General features: G+C 33.3%; 12 protein-coding genes. All 12 read right to left on the bottom strand.

Going from position 1 to position 18,702, the window contains the following annotated elements:
• Window positions 1–668 precede the first annotated feature (668 nt).
• The 12 genes from PBV87_RS13680 to PBV87_RS13625 all read right to left on the bottom strand — a co-directional run bounded on the left by PBV87_RS13680 (window position 669) and on the right by PBV87_RS13625 (window position 18,680).
• Entirely contained in the window at window positions 669–947 is a 279-nt protein-coding gene (locus PBV87_RS13680) for a hypothetical protein (RefSeq protein WP_053985095.1), read from the bottom strand.
• Between the two features lie 22 nt (window positions 948–969).
• A complete protein-coding gene (locus PBV87_RS13675; protein WP_271012641.1) occupies window positions 970–1,950 on the bottom strand; it encodes a Gfo/Idh/MocA family protein in 981 nt (326 codons plus the stop codon).
• Between the two features lie 189 nt (window positions 1,951–2,139).
• Window positions 2,140–4,011 carry a LysM peptidoglycan-binding domain-containing protein gene (locus PBV87_RS13670; protein ID WP_271012640.1) on the bottom strand — a complete coding sequence of 624 codons (1,872 nt, stop codon included), beginning with the start codon at window positions 4,009–4,011 and terminating at the stop codon, window positions 2,140–2,142.
• Between the two features lie 222 nt (window positions 4,012–4,233).
• Complete coding sequence (locus PBV87_RS13665) at window positions 4,234–5,046, bottom strand: hypothetical protein (protein ID WP_271012639.1); 813 nt, start codon at window positions 5,044–5,046, stop codon at window positions 4,234–4,236.
• Entirely contained in the window at window positions 5,030–5,875 is an 846-nt protein-coding gene (locus PBV87_RS13660) for a hypothetical protein (protein ID WP_271012638.1), read from the bottom strand. Before PBV87_RS13660 ends, PBV87_RS13665 begins: the two co-directional genes overlap by 17 nt.
• A gap of 71 nt (window positions 5,876–5,946) precedes the next feature.
• Window positions 5,947–10,449, bottom strand: coding sequence for an endo-beta-N-acetylglucosaminidase (locus PBV87_RS13655; protein ID WP_271012637.1), 4,503 nt, complete (start codon window positions 10,447–10,449; stop codon window positions 5,947–5,949).
• 413 nt (window positions 10,450–10,862) lie between these two features.
• Window positions 10,863–12,896 carry a sensor domain-containing protein gene (locus PBV87_RS13650; protein ID WP_271012636.1) on the bottom strand — a complete coding sequence of 678 codons (2,034 nt, stop codon included), beginning with the start codon at window positions 12,894–12,896 and terminating at the stop codon, window positions 10,863–10,865.
• Between the two features lie 401 nt (window positions 12,897–13,297).
• On the bottom strand, window positions 13,298–14,407 hold the full coding sequence (locus PBV87_RS13645; RefSeq protein ID WP_271012635.1) for an aldo/keto reductase: 1,110 nt from the start codon (window positions 14,405–14,407) through the stop codon (window positions 13,298–13,300).
• A 266-nt stretch (window positions 14,408–14,673) separates the two neighbouring features.
• Complete coding sequence (locus PBV87_RS13640) at window positions 14,674–15,174, bottom strand: dCTP deaminase domain-containing protein (protein ID WP_053985107.1); 501 nt, start codon at window positions 15,172–15,174, stop codon at window positions 14,674–14,676.
• Between the two features lie 36 nt (window positions 15,175–15,210).
• On the bottom strand, window positions 15,211–15,714 hold the full coding sequence (gene nrdG / locus PBV87_RS13635) for an anaerobic ribonucleoside-triphosphate reductase activating protein (RefSeq protein ID WP_053985108.1): 504 nt from the start codon (window positions 15,712–15,714) through the stop codon (window positions 15,211–15,213).
• Window positions 15,715–15,800: 86 nt separating this feature from the next.
• Window positions 15,801–17,921: an anaerobic ribonucleoside-triphosphate reductase gene (gene nrdD, locus PBV87_RS13630; RefSeq protein WP_271012634.1), complete on the bottom strand. Its 2,121-nt coding sequence runs from the start codon at window positions 17,919–17,921 to the stop codon at window positions 15,801–15,803.
• A gap of 258 nt (window positions 17,922–18,179) precedes the next feature.
• Entirely contained in the window at window positions 18,180–18,680 is a 501-nt protein-coding gene (locus PBV87_RS13625; RefSeq protein WP_198524921.1) for a methylglyoxal synthase, read from the bottom strand.
• Between the last annotated feature and the right edge of the window lie 22 nt (window positions 18,681–18,702).

Genomic DNA, 18,702 nt, shown 5'->3' with positions numbered 1-18,702 from the left:
TATTTTATTTTCAATGTTCAAGTTCTTATTTATCAAGGACTTAACCTTGTTTATCAGCGATGCCGTGCGCTGCTGACTTGTTCTATTATGCATTAAAACCTGCTCTATGTCAACATCTATTTAAAATTTTATTCTATTATTTATTCAAAATCTCCTTTTTAATTTACTTATATCTTTACTTCTAACTATTTTATCAGTATAGTTTCTATACTTACTCCATCTTCTATTTATAAATTATGTCCTAAGAGTATGCCAATGAAAAAACATTTAAAAGTATGTACGCTTGCACCATCAGTTGTATTTTCTGATATCAATGTCCCATTCTACCTATATGATTTCATTTTAAGAATAAAAAAATCAATCCATATTACATCTGACAAAATTCATACTGCTCTAACTCTGCTTCTTTTAACAGCATTTTCTATAGAGATTTGTTATTTCTAGAAAATGGCGAAAACTATATCAAAGCTTCTCTCTATGAGCTTAATTTAATCGTTTCTCAAATTTCATCTTCCCAAAAGCTGACTACATTAGAGCACTTTTTCAACTGTAGATTTTATGCAATAATTCTATCTATTTTTTATTTTATTCAACCTAATTAATAAAATAAAAAATAGAAAAGAAGGGCTTTCATATATATGAAAGCCCTTCTTTTCTATTTCTATATCCTACCATCTATTAGGGCTAGTTAATTTCACCACGTCTTCACCAAGTTCACCTAGCTCATCTTTATACTTGGCATAACGTTGTCTTGTCATAGATGTTTGTGGCAAATGCTCTATACACAGTTGTAAACAGTCTATTGTTTGTTGGAGATACTGAAAAATCCTATCAGATTCTATAACTTCCTTATCTTCAGTCTTTTTTAATCTCTCTAAATGCTCTAACGTACGTGTTTTGGTATCTTCATAAATCAAATCTAACTTTGACTGTTGTGTATTCTCCATTCTAATACACCTCTTTCTAAATTCAAATTTCTCTTTCATCCATAGGGAACTTAACACCCCATTTACTTCTTAAGCTATCCATTAATTCCATAATACGTAAAATTTCCTTATGTGGCATTGCTTCACATTCAATTTTACCTTGTTTAATAGCTTCAATACAAGCTGCTACTTCAAATTCAAAACCTGTATGTTGATCTGGAATTTGTAAACATTGAATTTCTTTGCCACTTAAATCATATATTTTGATAGTTTGTGTATTAATAATACTATTTGCTACTATATAACCTTTGTCTCCAGCAATTACACCTTGACACTCGCTTTGTGCTAAAACTGTGCTATTAAGCGTTGCTATCTTTCCATCCTCATAGATTAAGATAATGCTATGTTGAAGATCTACACCTTTATCTGATACAACAGCTGCTGACTGAACATCTACTACTTTATCTCCAAAAGCCATACTCGCAAAGTTGATATTATAAACACCAATGTCTAGAAGCGCTCCACCAGCTAAGCTTGGCTCTGCAATTCTTGTAACATCACCTATTACGTACCCTAAATGTGCCGTTAAGTTGCTTACTTTACCTATTATACCACTTTCAATAGTTTCTTTCAGCATTTGACATGAAGGCATATATCTTGTCCATATAGCCTCTGCTAATAACTTATTCTTGTACTTAGCAAGATCTAAAAGCGCCTTAGCTTCTCTTGCATTTGATGTAAAAGCTTTTTCACATAGTACATGTTTATTGTGTTCTAACGCAAGTTTTGCATGCTCATAGTGATGTGAATGAGGTGTTGCCACATAAATCAAATCGATTTCTGAATCTTGCACAAGTTCTTCATAAGAGCCATAGGCTTTAGCAAGTCCAAATTCTTCTCTAAACGCTTCTGCACGTTCTAGATCTCTTGCTCCAATTGCATAGCATTCTACCTGTTCCATTCTATTTAATGTTGTTGCCATTGTTCTTGCAATATTCCCTGCACCTAGTATACCTATTTTCATTTCATTTTCCTCCCAATTTAATCTCATCTTTATTATAACAAAGAAATCAAATTATTCCATGGTCCTTTATATATGATTTTCTTTAAATAATATATTTTAAAATGAATAGCAAGAAGAAAAGATACAAGCTATAAAATAGAAAGCGGCATACCCCTGATTTAGGTATGCCGCTTTCTATTTTATAGTCTATTATTTAGCTTCTAAAAGTGAACCTATTACTTTTGCATCTTGCTCTAATTTGAAAGTTTCTTTGTAAGCTTCTTTAGCAAAGTAGATATTACCTTCTACTGTTACATTTGTAAGTGTAAAGCCCGGTGCTTCTACATAAATATCTCCTACAAATGTTCCTTCTTGAATCTTAAAGTTTTCACTTTTTACAATCATTTTTGGTGATGTAAGTACATAGGTTTCAATTACATTTTTACCACTATCTTGGTTGTAAAGTGCAAGCTTACGATAGATATCATTTTCTGGTTTATTTTTATTTCTAAATTCACCTTCAACTACAATCTCTTTATCTGTTGTAAAGTCATCTGTTGCACAAATAATCCATGTACCTTCTTGACTTAATGCCATATGTAATTTACTTTCTTCTGTAGCAAATGATGCACCTGTTACTGCATCTATTCCTTCTGTTTTGACAGCTACTTCACCTTTAACTGTACCTTGTGATAAGTCAGCTGTTCTCATATAAGCTTCTTTTGCGAAGTAAACATTACCTTCAACTGTTGTTCTTACAAGTGAAAATCCTGGTGCTTCTACATAGATATCCCCTACAAATGTTCCTTCTTGGATTTTAGCATTTGTACTTTTTACTGTTAATTTTGGTGCTTGAAGTGTATAAGATGCTGTTACTTTTTTATTCTCATCTTGATCGTATAAAGCAAGTTTACGTCCTGCTACTACTTTAGTAGCATCTTTTTTATCTTGTTTTTCAAATCTGCCTGACATTACAATTTCTTTATCTGTTGTAATATCTTCTTTTAAAGTAATAATCCATTTGTTACCTAAAGCTTTTTCAAGAGATGCTTCGTCTGTTGCAAGTGATGCGCCTGATACAGAGTCAACTTCTGTTCCAGTAATGATAGAGCCTGTTACTTTTGCTTCTTTTTGGAGTACAAATGATTTTCTATAAGCTTCTTTTGTAAAATAGATATTCCCTTCTACTTGTGTGTTAACAAGTGTGAAACCTGGTGCATCTACATAGATATCCCCTACAAATGTACCTTCTTGGATTTTGAAGTTTTCGCTTTTTACTATCATTTTTGGTGCTGTAAGTGTATGTGAAGCTGTTACATTTTTATTTTCATCTTGATCATATAAAGCAAGTTTACGAGCAATTTTATCTTCTGGGTTGTTTTTATTTCTGAACTCACCTTCTACAATAATTTCTTTATCTATTGTAAGATCGCCTTTTGCACAAATAATCCATGTACCTTCTGTACTTAAAGCCTTTTCTAACTGAATCATGTCATTTGCTACAGATGCACTTGTTACTACATCTACTTCTGGTGCTGGTGTAACAACCTCTGGTTTTACTTCTGGTTTTACTTCTACTGGTTTTTCAACTGTTGTAGTTGGTTTTGTTTCAGCTGGTTTTGGTGTTGTTTGTGTTGTTTTTACTGGAATAACAATTTTTTGACCTACATAAATTAAATGTGGGTTTTTAATATTATTGTAAGTAGCAATTTCTTGATAAGTCATACCATATTTAACAGCAATTCTTGAAAGCACATCTCCTGCTTTAACCACATAAACTTCACCAGGTTTGTTTACGCTTGAAGTTGTTGCTGATGGTTTTGAAGTGCTGGTACTTGGTTTTGCAGTACTTGTACTTGGCTTTGCAGTACTTGTACTTGGTTTTGTAGTACTTGTACTTGGTTTTGCAGTACTTGTACTTGGTTTTGCAGTACTTGTACTTGGTTTTGCAGTACTTGTACTTGGTTTTGTAGTACTTGTTGTTGTGCTAGATGCCCCCGAAACCGCATCTGCTGCAAAAGTTGTAAAACTTCCTGTTGCAATACTTAGCCCTAACATTACGCTTATAAATTTTTTATTCATTAAAGTCTCCTCCTTGATGCTGTTTACATAATTTTACCATATCGTTATTTGTTTATCAATTAGTATTGGAAAATTTTTCTTATTTGAATATTAATATGTTTATTCAATCTTTATTTTATAATACTTTTAAAAACCCTTAGTTTAAAAGTTTTTATTCCCAAATCACGTATCCTTTGCTTATTAACAAAAAAGGATGCTTTTTAACATCCTTTTTTTATATATCTATTTCATAGTTAAACGTATGGCGATTAAATCAGCCATGTCTATTATACCATCTTGTATCACGTCACATTTCTTAGCTTTATCCCACAAGTCCTGCGTAGAATCTATACTGTAATACTTCATAGCTATAGATAGATCTTCTAAAGTAACTACACCATCTTTATTGATGTCTGGAGTAGGCTCTTCTTCTATTACATAAATAGTAATGACTTCTGGTTGATTGAGTCCTTTTATAAGCTGAGTTTCATCCTTATCATTAATGCTCACTACATCACATTGATTTAACTTAATTTGTATCTCATCGCCATTTTTAAGATTATCTTTAGTCTCAAATTGAAGGCTCATGACTTTTTGAACTTCTTGTAAATCTTGCACTTGCATTGTTCCAAATAGAAGTTTTACTTTTCCGTCGCAAATGTCTTTACTAATCAAAACACCCCCCTCTAAACAAAGCGTTTCTTCTACATATGAAACCCGCTCCTTATCATATTCTAACTCCATCTCAAATAAATTGACCTGGCTTACATTACCTATCTCAATATCTAATTGAATCATGGCTTCAGTAGTTGCTTGGACTGTTTTTTGTAACGTATCAAATTTGACCTCTATACTTTGTGACGTAGTAGCTGGAACAAGCTCACATGCTCCCCCTGTCGTAACAGGCACTTGAACATCTTCTATTACAATAAAAGGCCTTTCATAATTAGTTTGACTATTTTGTGCTAAAACTGGAGGATATCCACCTGCTACCCCCAGTGTCAAGCATATTAAAAAAGCTATACGTTTTATAAAGGCTTTAGAGTTGCTGATCATGTTTATCCTCCTTTGGTAAATTCATTTTCTTTGTTATCCTTCCTATAACAAATGCTAAAGCCGCAATGAGTATCGCACCTAAGGTCATCTTTCCGTAAGGAAGAGGAGTCTTAACTTCTACTATTTCCTTTTCAGGCTCTGGAGCTGGATCTACTATACTTTCTACTTCTATAGGCCTACTCACTTCTTCTTTAGGTTGCTCTGGCTCTACTTTTTCTTCTATCTGTATTGTTTCTTCTGGTTCTACTAATGGTTGTTTATCTACTGTAGGCTTTGTTACTGGTTCTTTTTGTTGTGGTCTGTCATTAGGTATTTCTTCTAGTATAACCGTTTCTTCTTTTATAGGTGCTTGATCCTCCTTAAACGTTACATATACTTGTTGATCTAGACTTTTTTTATCTGTTTCAACATTTTGCTGGTCATCTAAACGCGTAATATTTAATGCTTTTAGACTAATCGAAGCTTCTTTTATAGTTTCATCTACTTTTTCAACATCTAAGGTAATTGTATAATTCCCTGAGAATTTATTTTCTCCATCAAAATAGCCAAAATAATACGTACCTGCACTATTTTGTACAGGACCTACATTCATATAATCTTGGTCTATTCCATAATTGATATTTTTAATTTCTAGTCCTTGTGTAAGATCAACACCCATTTCTACTCCTGCATAAAGTTCATCTTCTTTTACATTAAGTTGAACTGAAAAATGTTTTTCTCCTACTGGTATAGTAAGTTGGTTATTTTGTATGCCTATTTCACTAGCATCGATAGAAGTTGTACCCAACATCAGCATAGCTATTAAACATGTCCCTAACTGCCTCTTCATCTTTTTCCCCCCTATAGTCTTTAAATAGAAGCTACTTTAAGAAAATTTAAAGTAGCTTCTAGGATTATGATTTATTTATCTGTTCTCTTAGCTGAAATTGCAATAAGGTCTGATAAGTCAATGATGTTATCTCCATTTACATCACACTTCTTAGCTTTAGTCCAATTATCACTTGTGCTATCTGTCATATAGTACTTCATTGCAATAGAAAGATCTTCAAGTGTTACTTTTCCATCACCATTAATATCAGTACCTGCTGGTTTGCCTGTTGCTTCATTATCTGATGAAGTACCTATAACAGTATGAAGTTTTGTCTTATCATCCTCATGAATAGATACAACCTTTACAGTTTCAAGCTCAACCTTAACTTTTTCACCCTCTTGAATAGATTTACTTGTTTTAAAGTCAAATGAAATAACTGGTGTAGATTCGATTAAGTCGCGGATATCTATTGTACCAAATGTGATTTTGATTTGACCTGGTTTATTGGTCGTTTGGATTTTAACACCTGTTGGTAAGTCTAATGGTGCATTTGTAATTGTAAGTTGTTTTGGATCATATGTTAATCCTATTTCATACATATTAACATCTTCTAGGTTAGCAAGGTTAACTGTATAGCTTACACGATTTTCTACACCTGCTTGGATTTTACCTTCCATTGTTAAAGTTGCTACTGGTGCAGCAAGACCTTCTTCTTGAACCAAAACATGAATAGATGCTTTAAGCCCTTCTGGGTTAGTTACACTTCTACTTAAGTTAAGTTCACCACTTAATGTATAAGTACCTGCTTTGTTACCATCATAACCTGTAGTATCCCATGCGACTGGAACTTCTACCTCCGTATCATTTTCAAGAACTACAGTTACTTGTTCTGGTAAGTTAAGCGCACTAGCAACTGTACCGTATTCTACAGTTACATCTTGTGGGTTTATAATAGATTTAATATTCATTTCATTTTCTGTTTCTGACTCTACTGTAAGTGTTAATTTTACTTGTTTATCATAATTTTTCACTGTACCTAAGAATTCAAACACACCTACCTCAGTTGTATCTACTACTTTATCCCACATTACAGGCAATTCTTCTATAGATAGGTCAGCCATTGTAGCTGTCACTGTTTCTGGGAGTGTATAAGCTTCAAATTGTTTTACAGTTGCTACTACATCTTCAACTTGTTTTACTTTTACTTCAAGTACAATGTCTTGCTCAATCACTTGGAATGGTTCAGTAATTTCAATGGTGTATTCTTTTGTATCTGGTACATAAGTTTCACCAGGGATATGGTTAAATTTAAGAGTATAAATACCTGGTAGTAAATCTTTGCTTACTCCAACACCTGCATTATCTGTACCAATTGTACCTACTAGTTCACCCTCTTTATAGACATCATAAAGTGCGCTTTGCATTGCGTGACCATTTGTACTTGTTACATTAATTTGAATCTTACCTGTTGTAGCAATTTCTTTCTTATAGTTGTATGCAGCATTGAACCTTGTTGTTCTTAGACCTTCATGTTGTACTTCAAGGTTAATAGAACCTCCATCACGGTTAAATAAAATACGTTCTAATACTGCCGTTGTTGAACCTTCAGCTACAGGTATACTTGATTTTTTCGCTACCATATCATCTTCTGACTCATAGTAGTTAACAATCGTACCTGGTTCTAATCCATGAATTTCAACATTAGCATAGTAATTACCAGATGTTTCTCCTTTAATGATTTCATAGTCTGTAATCTTTAGCTCTGTTGGAATTGCTACTGCATCGCCTACTTCACTATCATAAGCTACACTCATTCTAGCACTTTCACCTTTATCAGTTTCCTGAGTTGTATAGTAAATACGACCTGCATCTACACCTAAATCTAAGTTTTCAAAACGTACAACACCTGTTCCATTCGCTACTGCTTCTGCAATAGCTTCTGCACTATCAATACTACTATAAAGTCGTACTGTATGCCCTTCTTTTACACGGCTAAATATAACAGAATCAATAGCACCTTCTTTATTAATTGCTTTTACAAAGTGCATTGGATGTGGTTGTGATTGTTCTTGACCTGCTTCTTCATAGAGTTCAAATTCATAAATGCGAATTGCTCCCCAAGGTGAACTTCCTGAGTTGCGTATATTTAATCTAAAACGTTGACCTACTACAGGTTCAGCTAAGCTTCTATCTGTTACTGCAGCAGTGTTATTGTTTACAACATCTACATTTTTCCAAGCTCCAGTTACTTCATCATACACTTGTAAATCAAAAGCAACTGTATTCATATTCGAAGCTTCTCCACCTGCTTCAGCATGTTTAACAACCCAACGTTGAATGCTCATTACTTCTCCAAGATCGATTTCTAACCATCCTGTACGTGCATTAGTATCACACCACTTACTGTTATTTTCTACAGTACCATCTACTGCCTTCATAGCTGGTTCACCCGTATTTGCATTACTTGCTTTAACAGGTTTATTAAGGGCTAAGTTAATAGGTTTTTCTGTAATTGGTTTTTCTGTATCACCTACAGCTAATTGCCAATCAATTGCAACTGTTGCTGCTTCTCCTCTATTGTAGTTCTTATCTACTGAAACAACCTCAAAGGTCGAAACTTTTTCTTCACCATCTCTTTCAAATGGTGAAATGTAATAAGCATTATTATGAGACATACCTATATATTCTCTGTCTCCATTTTCATGAACACGATAAACTTCATAAGCATATAAGTCTTCATCTTGTACAGTATTCCAGTAAATACGTGCTTCTGCATTATATGCATCATGGAACATCACTTCATCTAGAGTTACTTTATCTGTTGCAGCTACTGTATCCACTTTTGTATCTTGCATTGCAAAACGTCCAAGATTTAAAGTATAGTCCTTAACATCGGTTTCAGATGCTATACGAATAGAGATACCTTTAATGGTTTGCCCTTCATATTCTTTTAAAGAAACCGTATCCGTATTCCATGTACCTGCTTTACCTGCTTGAAGGTCAATAAACGTGAAATTTTTTTCATCATATGTATCACCAAAACAAAGGCCAAGTTGTACTTTTACATCTGTACTAGATGGTTTGTACGTTACAGCAAAATCAGGTGTACTACTTGTTACTGGTAGATCAGTACTAAAGAGTTTAACATGGTTTGGTGCTGCAGCATCTAAATTACCTGTAAACTTAACAGAGTTACCACCTTCATAAGCATCTTTAAAGTCAAAGTCTGCTGCAAGTTTAGAGCCTGTAGACTCAACCATCCATCTCCATGTTGGTAAGTAGTCTTGGTTAGAACGATTATTCCATTCACGCTCTCTAGATACTTCCCCTTCGATAGAGTAGGTATAGCCATGACCTGTGTTAAAGTTGGTTACAAATGGTGTTTGATTGATGGCAGACTTATCTGCTACATAGTTTGCAAGCCCTACCCAACTTTGTGATGTATCTGTATTTGCTGGATCACCTGTACGACCTACCCAAAAAATTTGGTCATGTTTGTAAAAATCTTCTACGTCTTTAGCCATAGATAATGTAGAGTTTGGACAGTACATTGCAAGTGATGTACGAAGTTTACCATTTTCATCTAATAAGGCACCTACATTAAAGTACTTATTATAAGATTCTTCTTGAACATTTAAACCGGAGAATACATCAAACGGACTTCTACCTAATTTATTTGCAGTGGCAACCGTTACATCCGTTTTAGACTTATTCCAATTATAGTTAAGGAAGAAATCATCCATAACTTTTTTACCATTGTAATCAAAATACATAGAATTGCTATCTGTTAATGAATCATAGTAAGTAACATTACCAGAACTATTCATACAGTCATACCAGCTTAAATAAATATCTGGTTTCTTCTCTCTCATATAAAGCATCATATCTACAAGATTTTGTGCATCTTGTGAATTACATCCATAAGACTCTTGATTGATAAACCAACCATCAAAGCCATAGAATTCCATCATCTCTAGCATTTTATCTGCAACTGGAAAATTTCCATTTTCATCTTTTTGGCAGAAGGCACGAACTTCATCAACATACCCTGCTCCACTTCCCCAAGGGAAACCAACAGTTGCTACAACAGGTACCCCATTTTTATGTGCTGAATCAATAACATCTGGTGAAGGAATTGCAAAAATCCCTTCTTTACGTCCAGCCCAGTAAATATAACTATCTATATATTGCCAATATGAGAAGATATAGTTCATCGCAATGTCACCACCTTGTGTAGGTGCATTGTTACTATCTGCATTTGTTAAAGCACAGTTGGTGATTTTTGCATCTGGATTAGCATTTGGATTAACTACGTCTCCCATAAAACGATCTTGAAGTGGTACAACAGAACGTGCATATCTTGCATCTGGGTCACTTGCAGGTGACCAAGCTAGCATATCTGCTACACTGTAACCATCTGCTAATGGTTGAAGAGATGTACGTTCTTCATACTGGTCATTCGTATAAGGCATGATAATCTGTACATCCTCATTTGGTGTTTGAGCTGATACTAAAATAGGTGAAAATGTCATTGATGTAACACATAATGCTGCTACTATGTAACCTAGTTTTCTTTTAATAAGACGACTCATTTATTTTCCCCTTTCTTAACCCTAAAAATTAATAGGTACATGTAAATAATGCAACAGAAACACTTTTACACTTTTATGGAATTTTTTTCCATTTATATTTTTACTATACCTCTTCTATAGTCATTATGCAATACTTTTTTAATGTTTTTTTATAATTTCATGTTAAATTAGTACATAACCTTATGACTCATATAGCTTTTAACTATTTTTCCTTTAGTTTCATTTTATTTTTATTTTGTATCTATTTGTTTTACATCCTAGTTATATTGTAAACAAAACATCTTTCTTTTTATAAGTATATCGATATAACGTTATATTGATATACTTTATAAAAAAGGCACTACTCCCCATATCCTTAATTGATAAGATACAAGAACTAGTGCTTTAAACTTTTCAAAAAAATCATTACATATTTACCTATTAGCTATTTTTTTTGCTTCTACTTCTGATAAAGGTTTAGAGAAAAGATAGCCTTGTATTCCCTCCACATTCATATTCTTTAGAATCTCTAACTGGGCTTCATATTCTACACCTTCAGCAATAACATCTAATTGAAGGTGATGGGCAATATCAATAATTAGCTTTACTAATTTTGCATGCTCATCCTTTGTATGAATATGCTCAACAAAATCCTTATCTATTTTTAGCTCTGATAAAGGAAGTCTAAATAAGTAATTTAAAGATGAATACTCCATCCCAAAATCATCAATAGCAATCTTTATACCCATTTCCTTTAAAATATGAAGTTTTTCCATATTTTTTTCTGTATTCTCTAATAATACTGTTTCTGTAATTTCTATACCTATCATTTCAGGCTTAATCTGCAAATCATACATTAATTCTCTTAATCTATCTACAAATCCTTCTGCCATAATTTGAACACACGAAATATTCATCCAAATTACAAGATTATTCTTCGAATCATGATTAATCACTTTTGCAAATTTCATAGCTTGCTGCATCACGTACTCACCAACTTGAGTAATGATTGTACTAGCTTCTAGTAATTTAATAATTTCTAGTATAGGTATATCTCTATATACGTCATTGTTCCATCTCATTAAGGCTTCAAATCCTATAAGCTTTTTGTCTGTTGTATATTGTGGTTGATAATAGAGTACAATCTCATTTTTTAATAGTGCCTGCTCTAAAGCGTGTTGAATTTGAATATTAAATTGCTGTTTTATCTCTAACTCTGTCGTATAAAACACATATTGTCCCTTTCCACCTTCTTTTGCTTGATAAAGGGCCATATCTCCTCTAGATAAAATATTCTCTAGGCTATCTTTTTTTATATTTCCTGTCACAATTCCAATACTTGCTGATACAACAAATTTTATATCATCTTTTGTAAAAATCGTTCTTATAGCTTCTAAAATTTCATCTGCTTTTAGTTCTAGCCATTTTTCTGAAATACCCCCTTCCCATACAACAACAAATTCATCTCCACCTACTCGTGATACATACGCATCCAAGCACACTTCTTGAAGTTTTTGAGCAATAAGTTGTAAACCTCTATCACCATAATAATGTCCATAAATATCATTGAGTTGCTTAAAGTTATCTAAATCAATAAACATCATGGCTATTTCTTCTTTGTTTCCTTGTATTATCTGCTCAATAAATTGATATAATCCCCTCCTATTCCCTATATCCGTCAAATAATCACAATAAGCCAATTTTTCTATCTGAGACTGTGCTACCCTTTGATCCGTTATGTCTCTTGCTACACCTACTGTCCCTATCACTTCACCATCTTCAGCTTGTACAGGTGCTTTATAAATATTGAAATAGCGTCTACCTTTTCTCCCTGGTATACACTCTTCAAAAACAATACTTTTAAGTTTCTCCATTACTTCTTGATCATAAATTCTACATTGCTTACCTATATTGCCATCCCAAACATAAAAGTCCCCTCTTCCCTCTATTTCATCTTCTGTCTTTCCACAATGCTCAATAAATGCTTGGTTCACCTTAATATAGTTACTATCCTTATCTTTAAACCAAGACATATATGGAATATTATTTAGTAAGGCATTAAAGAGAATATCCTTTTGTTTCCATCTTTTAATTGCACTAATATGTTCTATATAAGTACGTAATACCAAGGACATATGTTGTTTAGCAAAAGCTTTAGGTTGATATCCTGTTACACCCAATACTTCTAATACCTGCTTATACGTCTCCCATCCCTCTTCAACTAATACAACAATAGGTACTGTTAATGGTATACCTTTTTGCCGTATCTGCTCAACATATTCTAATGTTTGTGTGTTATTCTCACCATCTACAACAATCATATCTGCTGTCTCATAGACTTCTAAGCTCCTAATAGGTTTGCTTACTACTGTTATTTTCAATTTAATTTTTTCTATTACATATAGTTCTTCTACTTGCAATGTCTGATCCTTTGTAAAAATCAGAACATGAATACGCAATTGGTACATAAAATTTCACCTACTTTTGACTTCCGAATTAATTTTAGGATTTGTAGGTTTATAAATACTATTCCTTCACATATCAATTTTAATATGAAATAATACATCTTCCTTTTCATTTGATTCAATTAATATACTAGTGTGTTTCTATATATAAGTAATACCTAAATATGACAAAATAAAAACGCAATCTCCTATCTATTCAAGAGGTTGCGCCTTTATAGATTGATTATTTATTTAGTAAATTAGAGTCAAATTTTGGTGCAGTATCTTCTATAAAGTTTCACTCTTCCATTAAACAGCTAAAAATATGCCAGCACTTATCTTTCATCACTAGTAATGTTTGCATATGCAAAGTAATAAAATCTCCCTTCTTATATTCTAAATGTAATGTGCTTTCTATCTATCTCTTAAAGTACATCCAATTCTTTTACAATCCATTCTAGACGATTTATAATATCTAATTTCTGTGTACATAATTTTTCGCACTTACCACATTTAATACAGTCTTTAGCACCTGGCATATCTGATTTAATCACACCCCAGTTTTTGTTATCTTGGTATTTTGCACGTGCTTCATCTAATCCTTTTAAAATATAGCTATTATAGATCTCCATATAGACAGGAATATTAATACCTTTTGGGCAGTGTTTACAGTATTGACAAGTTGTACAAAAACCGTTCATTTCTTCTCTTAACTGTCCCTTTATAGCATCTATTTGATCCTTCCCAAAGACTTCCACCTTTTGCATGGCTTCAATATTATGCTTCACTTCTTCTTTACTACCCATACCAGAAAGAACAACTGAAATACTCTCATGAGCTGCATTAAATCTAAGCGCTGCTTGAATAGTTGATTCACTTACATCTTGTTTAAGGAAAGAGAAATAATCTTGGTTTTGTGGAATTAATCCTCCCCCTAAAGGATTCATTGTCACTACACCGAGACCATGTTTATAAGCTGCTTCTATCCCTTCTTGACGATAAGGGAAATTAACTGCATTATACCCAAGTGTCACACCTTCAAAAAGTCCATCTTCAACCATCATGCGTATTTCTTCCCCACTAGCATGAGTTGAGAAAACTAAGTGCTCAATAAGTCCTTCTTCTTTTGCCTTTAATGCTCCCCAATAAGGTCCATCTTTTGCTATGACACGTTTATATTGTTTATAAGTTAAAATACACCACATATTATAGAAGTTAATCTTTTCAAGTCCCATACGTTTTAGTGAGGTTTCTAATCGACGTCTTACATCATCAGCTGTAGGATCTGAGCCAATACTACTTTTTGTAGACACATAAAAATCTTTCGGCATCGCTTTAAAGGCTTCACCAAAAATAATTTCACTTCGATCCTGACAATAATTAGGTGCTGTATCAAAATAATTGATACCAAGCTCATTGGCATAACGTACAATTTCAGCACCTTCTTCTATAGAACAATCATCTCTAAAACGCATGCCTCCAAAGCCTATTGCTGATACCATTTTTCCCGTTTTCCCATAAGGTTTATAAATCATATTGAGTCCCCTTCTCTATTCTATAGTTTAAAATATTATATTCTATATTATAAAATACATTTTAATCCTTGTATATGTTTATATCATATTCCTCTCCTATACTCATACATTTAATCCAATCAATTATTATAGGCCTAAAAATAATCTAAAAACATAGTTAATTATTATTTAATCACTTATAAAAAGATATTCTGTAAAAAAATAAAAAAATCGCTACATAATCTAAATTGATAGTAGCGATTTCTATCTTATATTAAGTCTTTATATTATTTACCGGATGAACCTAACATGCCTGTTCCACGTTCAGATTCAAATTTAAGAAGTTCTTCATAGCTAATCTCTTCTGTTCTAAGCTTTGGTACTTCTACTAAAATACATTGGCTCATTCCTTTTTCATAAGGATAGATAATCGCATCTTTAAAGGTTTCTTGATCCCCCTCATACCCTTCTTTAAGGATTACAACGGGTACTGGATTATGGTTAGTGAGTGGTACAAACCATTCTCCTCTATAACCTGAGTCAATAACGCCTGCGCGTTGTCCTATTCCTTTGCTCCCATTAGAACCACGTTCTTTTAAGATAGCTACATAATCTGCTGAAAAAGCTGATGCCAAGCCTGTTGGGATCATTTTTGTTTCATGTGGTTCAATAATCATATAGTCTTCTTCAAAACATGCATAGATATCAAATGCACCATCTTCTTCTCGTTTTGTTGGGATAATAGCTTGTTCTTTTACTTTTGCAAAATAAATAATACGGTTATTCATCTATCTTCTCCACCTGCTTCTTTCTTTTGTGTCTTTCTATTCTATGTCTAAAAGTACCTTTTTTCCTTGTACTAATGAAGCCTTTACATCAATAATTGTCTGATTACTACTTCCTCTAAACTTAAGTTTAATATCCTTCAAGCTTTCAATAAAAGGTCCATCCACAAGTACATCGCACCATTCTAAGAGTCGACGTTTCTTTTCATCCTTTAAAATAGCTTCAAAAGTATAACCTGAATACACCCAAATAGTTTGATTGGTTTCTGTTTTGATACGCTTAAAAAGGTTATATAAATCTTCATCCTGTGTTTGTTCCATAGGCTCACCACCTAAGATTGTTACACCATGAACATTTGCATCTTTTACATAGCTCATAAAAGTGTCTTCTGCTGTTTGATCCCAAATCTTACCATAGTCAAAAGCTTGATAATCTTGGTTAAAGCAATTCGGACATCTATGGGTACAACCTGATACAAACAACGTTGTACGTATTCCTATGCCATTGGCAATATCAAATTTACGCATTTGAGCATAATGCATAACAGACACCTCACTTTATATTTTATGAATGAAAGGCCTAGAAACTCTAGGCCTTTCTCCTATCTTATAATGTGTGTACTTATCGATTATAAGTGAAGTACACGACTTTTTATTTCTTGCGTTTTACCTTTATTCCAATAATTATCTCCAAGATACCCACAGGTTCTACGAATAACATTCATCTTGTTTTGATCTTTATTGTGACAACTTGGACATTCCCATTCTAAATCATCATTTATTGTAATTTCACCTTCGAAACCACATACATGACAACAGTCTGACTTTGTATTAAATTCAGCATATTGAATGTTATGATAAATATAAGTTACGAGTTGTCTTAAGGCCTCTAAGTTATGATTCATATTAGGGATTTCAATATATGAAATACATCCACCAGTTGAAATAGGTTGGAATTGACTTTCAAACTTTAATTTGCTGAAAGCATCAATATTTTCTCTTACATCCACATGGTAACTATTTGTATAGTAACCTTTATCTGTAATATCTTCAATTTCACCAAATTTTGCTTTATCAATACGTGCAAAACGGTAACATAAAGATTCTGCTGGACTTCCGTATAAACCAAATCCAAGTCCTGTCTCATCTTTCCAACGTTTCGTTGTATCATTTAATTTATGCATTACTTCTAGTGCAAAGGCTTCACCTTCTGGCTCAATATGAGAGACACCTTTCATAAGTTTTGTTAGCTCATAAAGACCTATGTAGCCTAAAGAAATGGTTGAATAGCCATCCATTAAAAGTGGGTCAATGACTTCTCCTTGTTCAAGTCGTGCAATGGCACCATGTTGCCAGTGGATTGGAGATGCATCTGATAATGTACCTTTTAAAGCATTGTGTCTACACATAAGTGCTTCAAAACATAAATCTAAGCGATTTTCCAGTAGCTGCCAGAATTTGTCCATATCTCCATCTGCAACAATACCAATTTGGGGTAAATTTAAACTTACAACTCCTTGGTTGAATCTACCTTCAAATTTATATTCTCCTTCACTATTTTTCCATGGTGAAAGGAAGCTTCTACATCCCATACATGAGAAAACATTACCTTCGTAAATCTTACTCATTTCTTTGGCTGAGATATAATCTGGATATAAACGTTTTGCACTACATTTAACAGCTGTCTCTGTTACATAATCATATTTACCACCTTCAAGGTCATTATGCTCATGAAGCACGTAGATTAATTTTGGGAAAGCTGGTGTTGTATAAATACCTTTTTCGTTCTTGATACCTTGTAAACGTTGCTTTAAGATTTCTTCTACAATTAGGGCAACTTCATCTACATAAGGATCATCTTCTTCAATATTTAAGAATAATGTTACAAATGGACTCTGACCATTTGTGGTCATTAATGTATTGATTTGGTATTGGATAGTTTGAACACCTGATTCAAGCTCTTTTCTTGTTAAGCGCATCACTGCATCTTCAAGCTGTTGTGGATCTTCAATTGTTCCTTCAAGTAGTCTGTAGTACTTATCTTTACTACGTCTTAGGTATTTACCTAGATGTCTGACATCTACAGATTGTCCACCATATTGACTGCTTGCAACTTGTGCAATAATCTGTGTCATAACAGTACATGCAACTTGGAAGCTTTTTGGGCTTTCAATCATACGTTTATTAATCACTGTACCATTATCTAACATATCTTTGATGTTGATTAGACAACAGTTAAAGATTGATTGCATGAAATAGTCCATGTCATGGAAATGGAGAACCCCTTCATCATGAGCTTGTACAATACGTGCTGGTAATTTTTTTCTTCTTGAAATATCTTTTGATACTTCCCCTGCGATAAGGTCACGTTGTGTCGAAGCCATCATGGCATTCTTATTAGAATTTTCATTCATGACTTCTTCATTCGTTAAGTTAATGAGACCCATAATACTTTGGTCTGTTGTATTGGTTTCGCGCTTAAAGGATTGTATTGCACGGTAACTTTCATAAGCTTTTGCAGTTAATTCATGACCATTTTCAATAAGTTTCAAATAAACATACGTTTCTATTTGAAAAATTGTAGGTTTCACTTGTGACTTAGCAAAAAAGCTTTCAATTTCATCGGCAATCTTTTTGGCAATCTTTTCGTCTACAATACCACTTCCATACTTCATCGCTTTCATAATGGCATTGTAAATTTTTGTCTCGTCAAATTGGACTTCTTGTCCGTCTCGCTTAATAACTTGCATAAACCTCTCCCTCACAATCCCTTATAATATATAGGATTTAATATTAAACCCCAGTAAAATTCTAGCGTCTTATATAATGTCATTCTTAATTAATATTTATTCTTATATATGGATGACTGCTTAAAAAATATATCATTTTTGAGACGGTTTGTCTAATCCTTTTCTTTCCAAAATTTCCTAAAAAACTACATTGAAAAAGCCGAAACATTTGCCATTCTTAGGATGTTTCGGCTTAAAAATTTTTTTAATATTTTTGTCTTAAACCATTGGTTGATTATTGTCAAAAGCTTCTGTACGACTATGAATTCTCTTTGTATAATCAATGATTTTACGATTATATTCTTGTTCCATAAGTGGTGATGTTAATAAGAAATCTGCTGTAGATTGGTTTGTTGCTACAGGGATATCATAAAGGGCTGCAATACGAAGTAATGCTTTTACATCCGGATCATGTGGTTGTGATGAAAGTGGATCCCAGAAGAAGATCATAAAATCAATAGCACCTTCTACAATACGTGCTCCAATTTGTTGGTCCCCACCAAGTGGTCCACTATTAAAAGCTGTAATTGGAAGTTCTGTTTCATTTGCTAAAAGTTTAGCTGTTGTACCTGTTCCACATAAGAAATGTTTTGAAAGTTTATCTTTATTTACTTTTACCCACTCGATAATATCTCTTTTACGGCCATCATGTGCCACAAGTGCAATACGTTTTTGTTTGTTCATAGGCACAATGGTAAAGTCATTTGGTTGATTTGACATATATTCCTCCTAAGTCATTTTA

The organism is Holtiella tumoricola (assembly GCF_027857615.1).
Lineage (GTDB): Bacteria > Bacillota > Clostridia > Lachnospirales > Cellulosilyticaceae > Holtiella > Holtiella tumoricola.
Note: the sequence above shows the minus strand (reverse complement) of the source record. Positions and strands in the feature narration are given on the sequence as shown.

Excerpts from the sequence above, each read along its gene's own strand:
- PBV87_RS13680 (WP_053985095.1), bottom strand. The coding sequence starts at position 947 with ATGGAGAATACACAACAGTCAAAGTTAGATTTGATTTATGAAGATACC.
- PBV87_RS13675 (WP_271012641.1), bottom strand. The coding sequence starts at position 1,950 with ATGAAAATAGGTATACTAGGTGCAGGGAATATTGCAAGAACAATGGCA.
- PBV87_RS13670 (WP_271012640.1), bottom strand. The coding sequence starts at position 4,011 with ATGAATAAAAAATTTATAAGCGTAATGTTAGGGCTAAGTATTGCAACA.
- PBV87_RS13665 (WP_271012639.1), bottom strand. The coding sequence starts at position 5,046 with ATGATCAGCAACTCTAAAGCCTTTATAAAACGTATAGCTTTTTTAATA.
- PBV87_RS13660 (WP_271012638.1), bottom strand. The coding sequence starts at position 5,875 with ATGAAGAGGCAGTTAGGGACATGTTTAATAGCTATGCTGATGTTGGGT.
- PBV87_RS13655 (WP_271012637.1), bottom strand. The coding sequence starts at position 10,449 with ATGAGTCGTCTTATTAAAAGAAAACTAGGTTACATAGTAGCAGCATTA.
- PBV87_RS13650 (WP_271012636.1), bottom strand. The coding sequence starts at position 12,896 with ATGTACCAATTGCGTATTCATGTTCTGATTTTTACAAAGGATCAGACA.
- PBV87_RS13645 (WP_271012635.1), bottom strand. The coding sequence starts at position 14,407 with ATGATTTATAAACCTTATGGGAAAACGGGAAAAATGGTATCAGCAATA.
- PBV87_RS13640 (WP_053985107.1), bottom strand. The coding sequence starts at position 15,174 with ATGAATAACCGTATTATTTATTTTGCAAAAGTAAAAGAACAAGCTATT.
- nrdG (WP_053985108.1), bottom strand. The coding sequence starts at position 15,714 with ATGCATTATGCTCAAATGCGTAAATTTGATATTGCCAATGGCATAGGA.
- nrdD (WP_271012634.1), bottom strand. The coding sequence starts at position 17,921 with ATGCAAGTTATTAAGCGAGACGGACAAGAAGTCCAATTTGACGAGACA.
- PBV87_RS13625 (WP_198524921.1), bottom strand. The coding sequence starts at position 18,680 with ATGTCAAATCAACCAAATGACTTTACCATTGTGCCTATGAACAAACAA.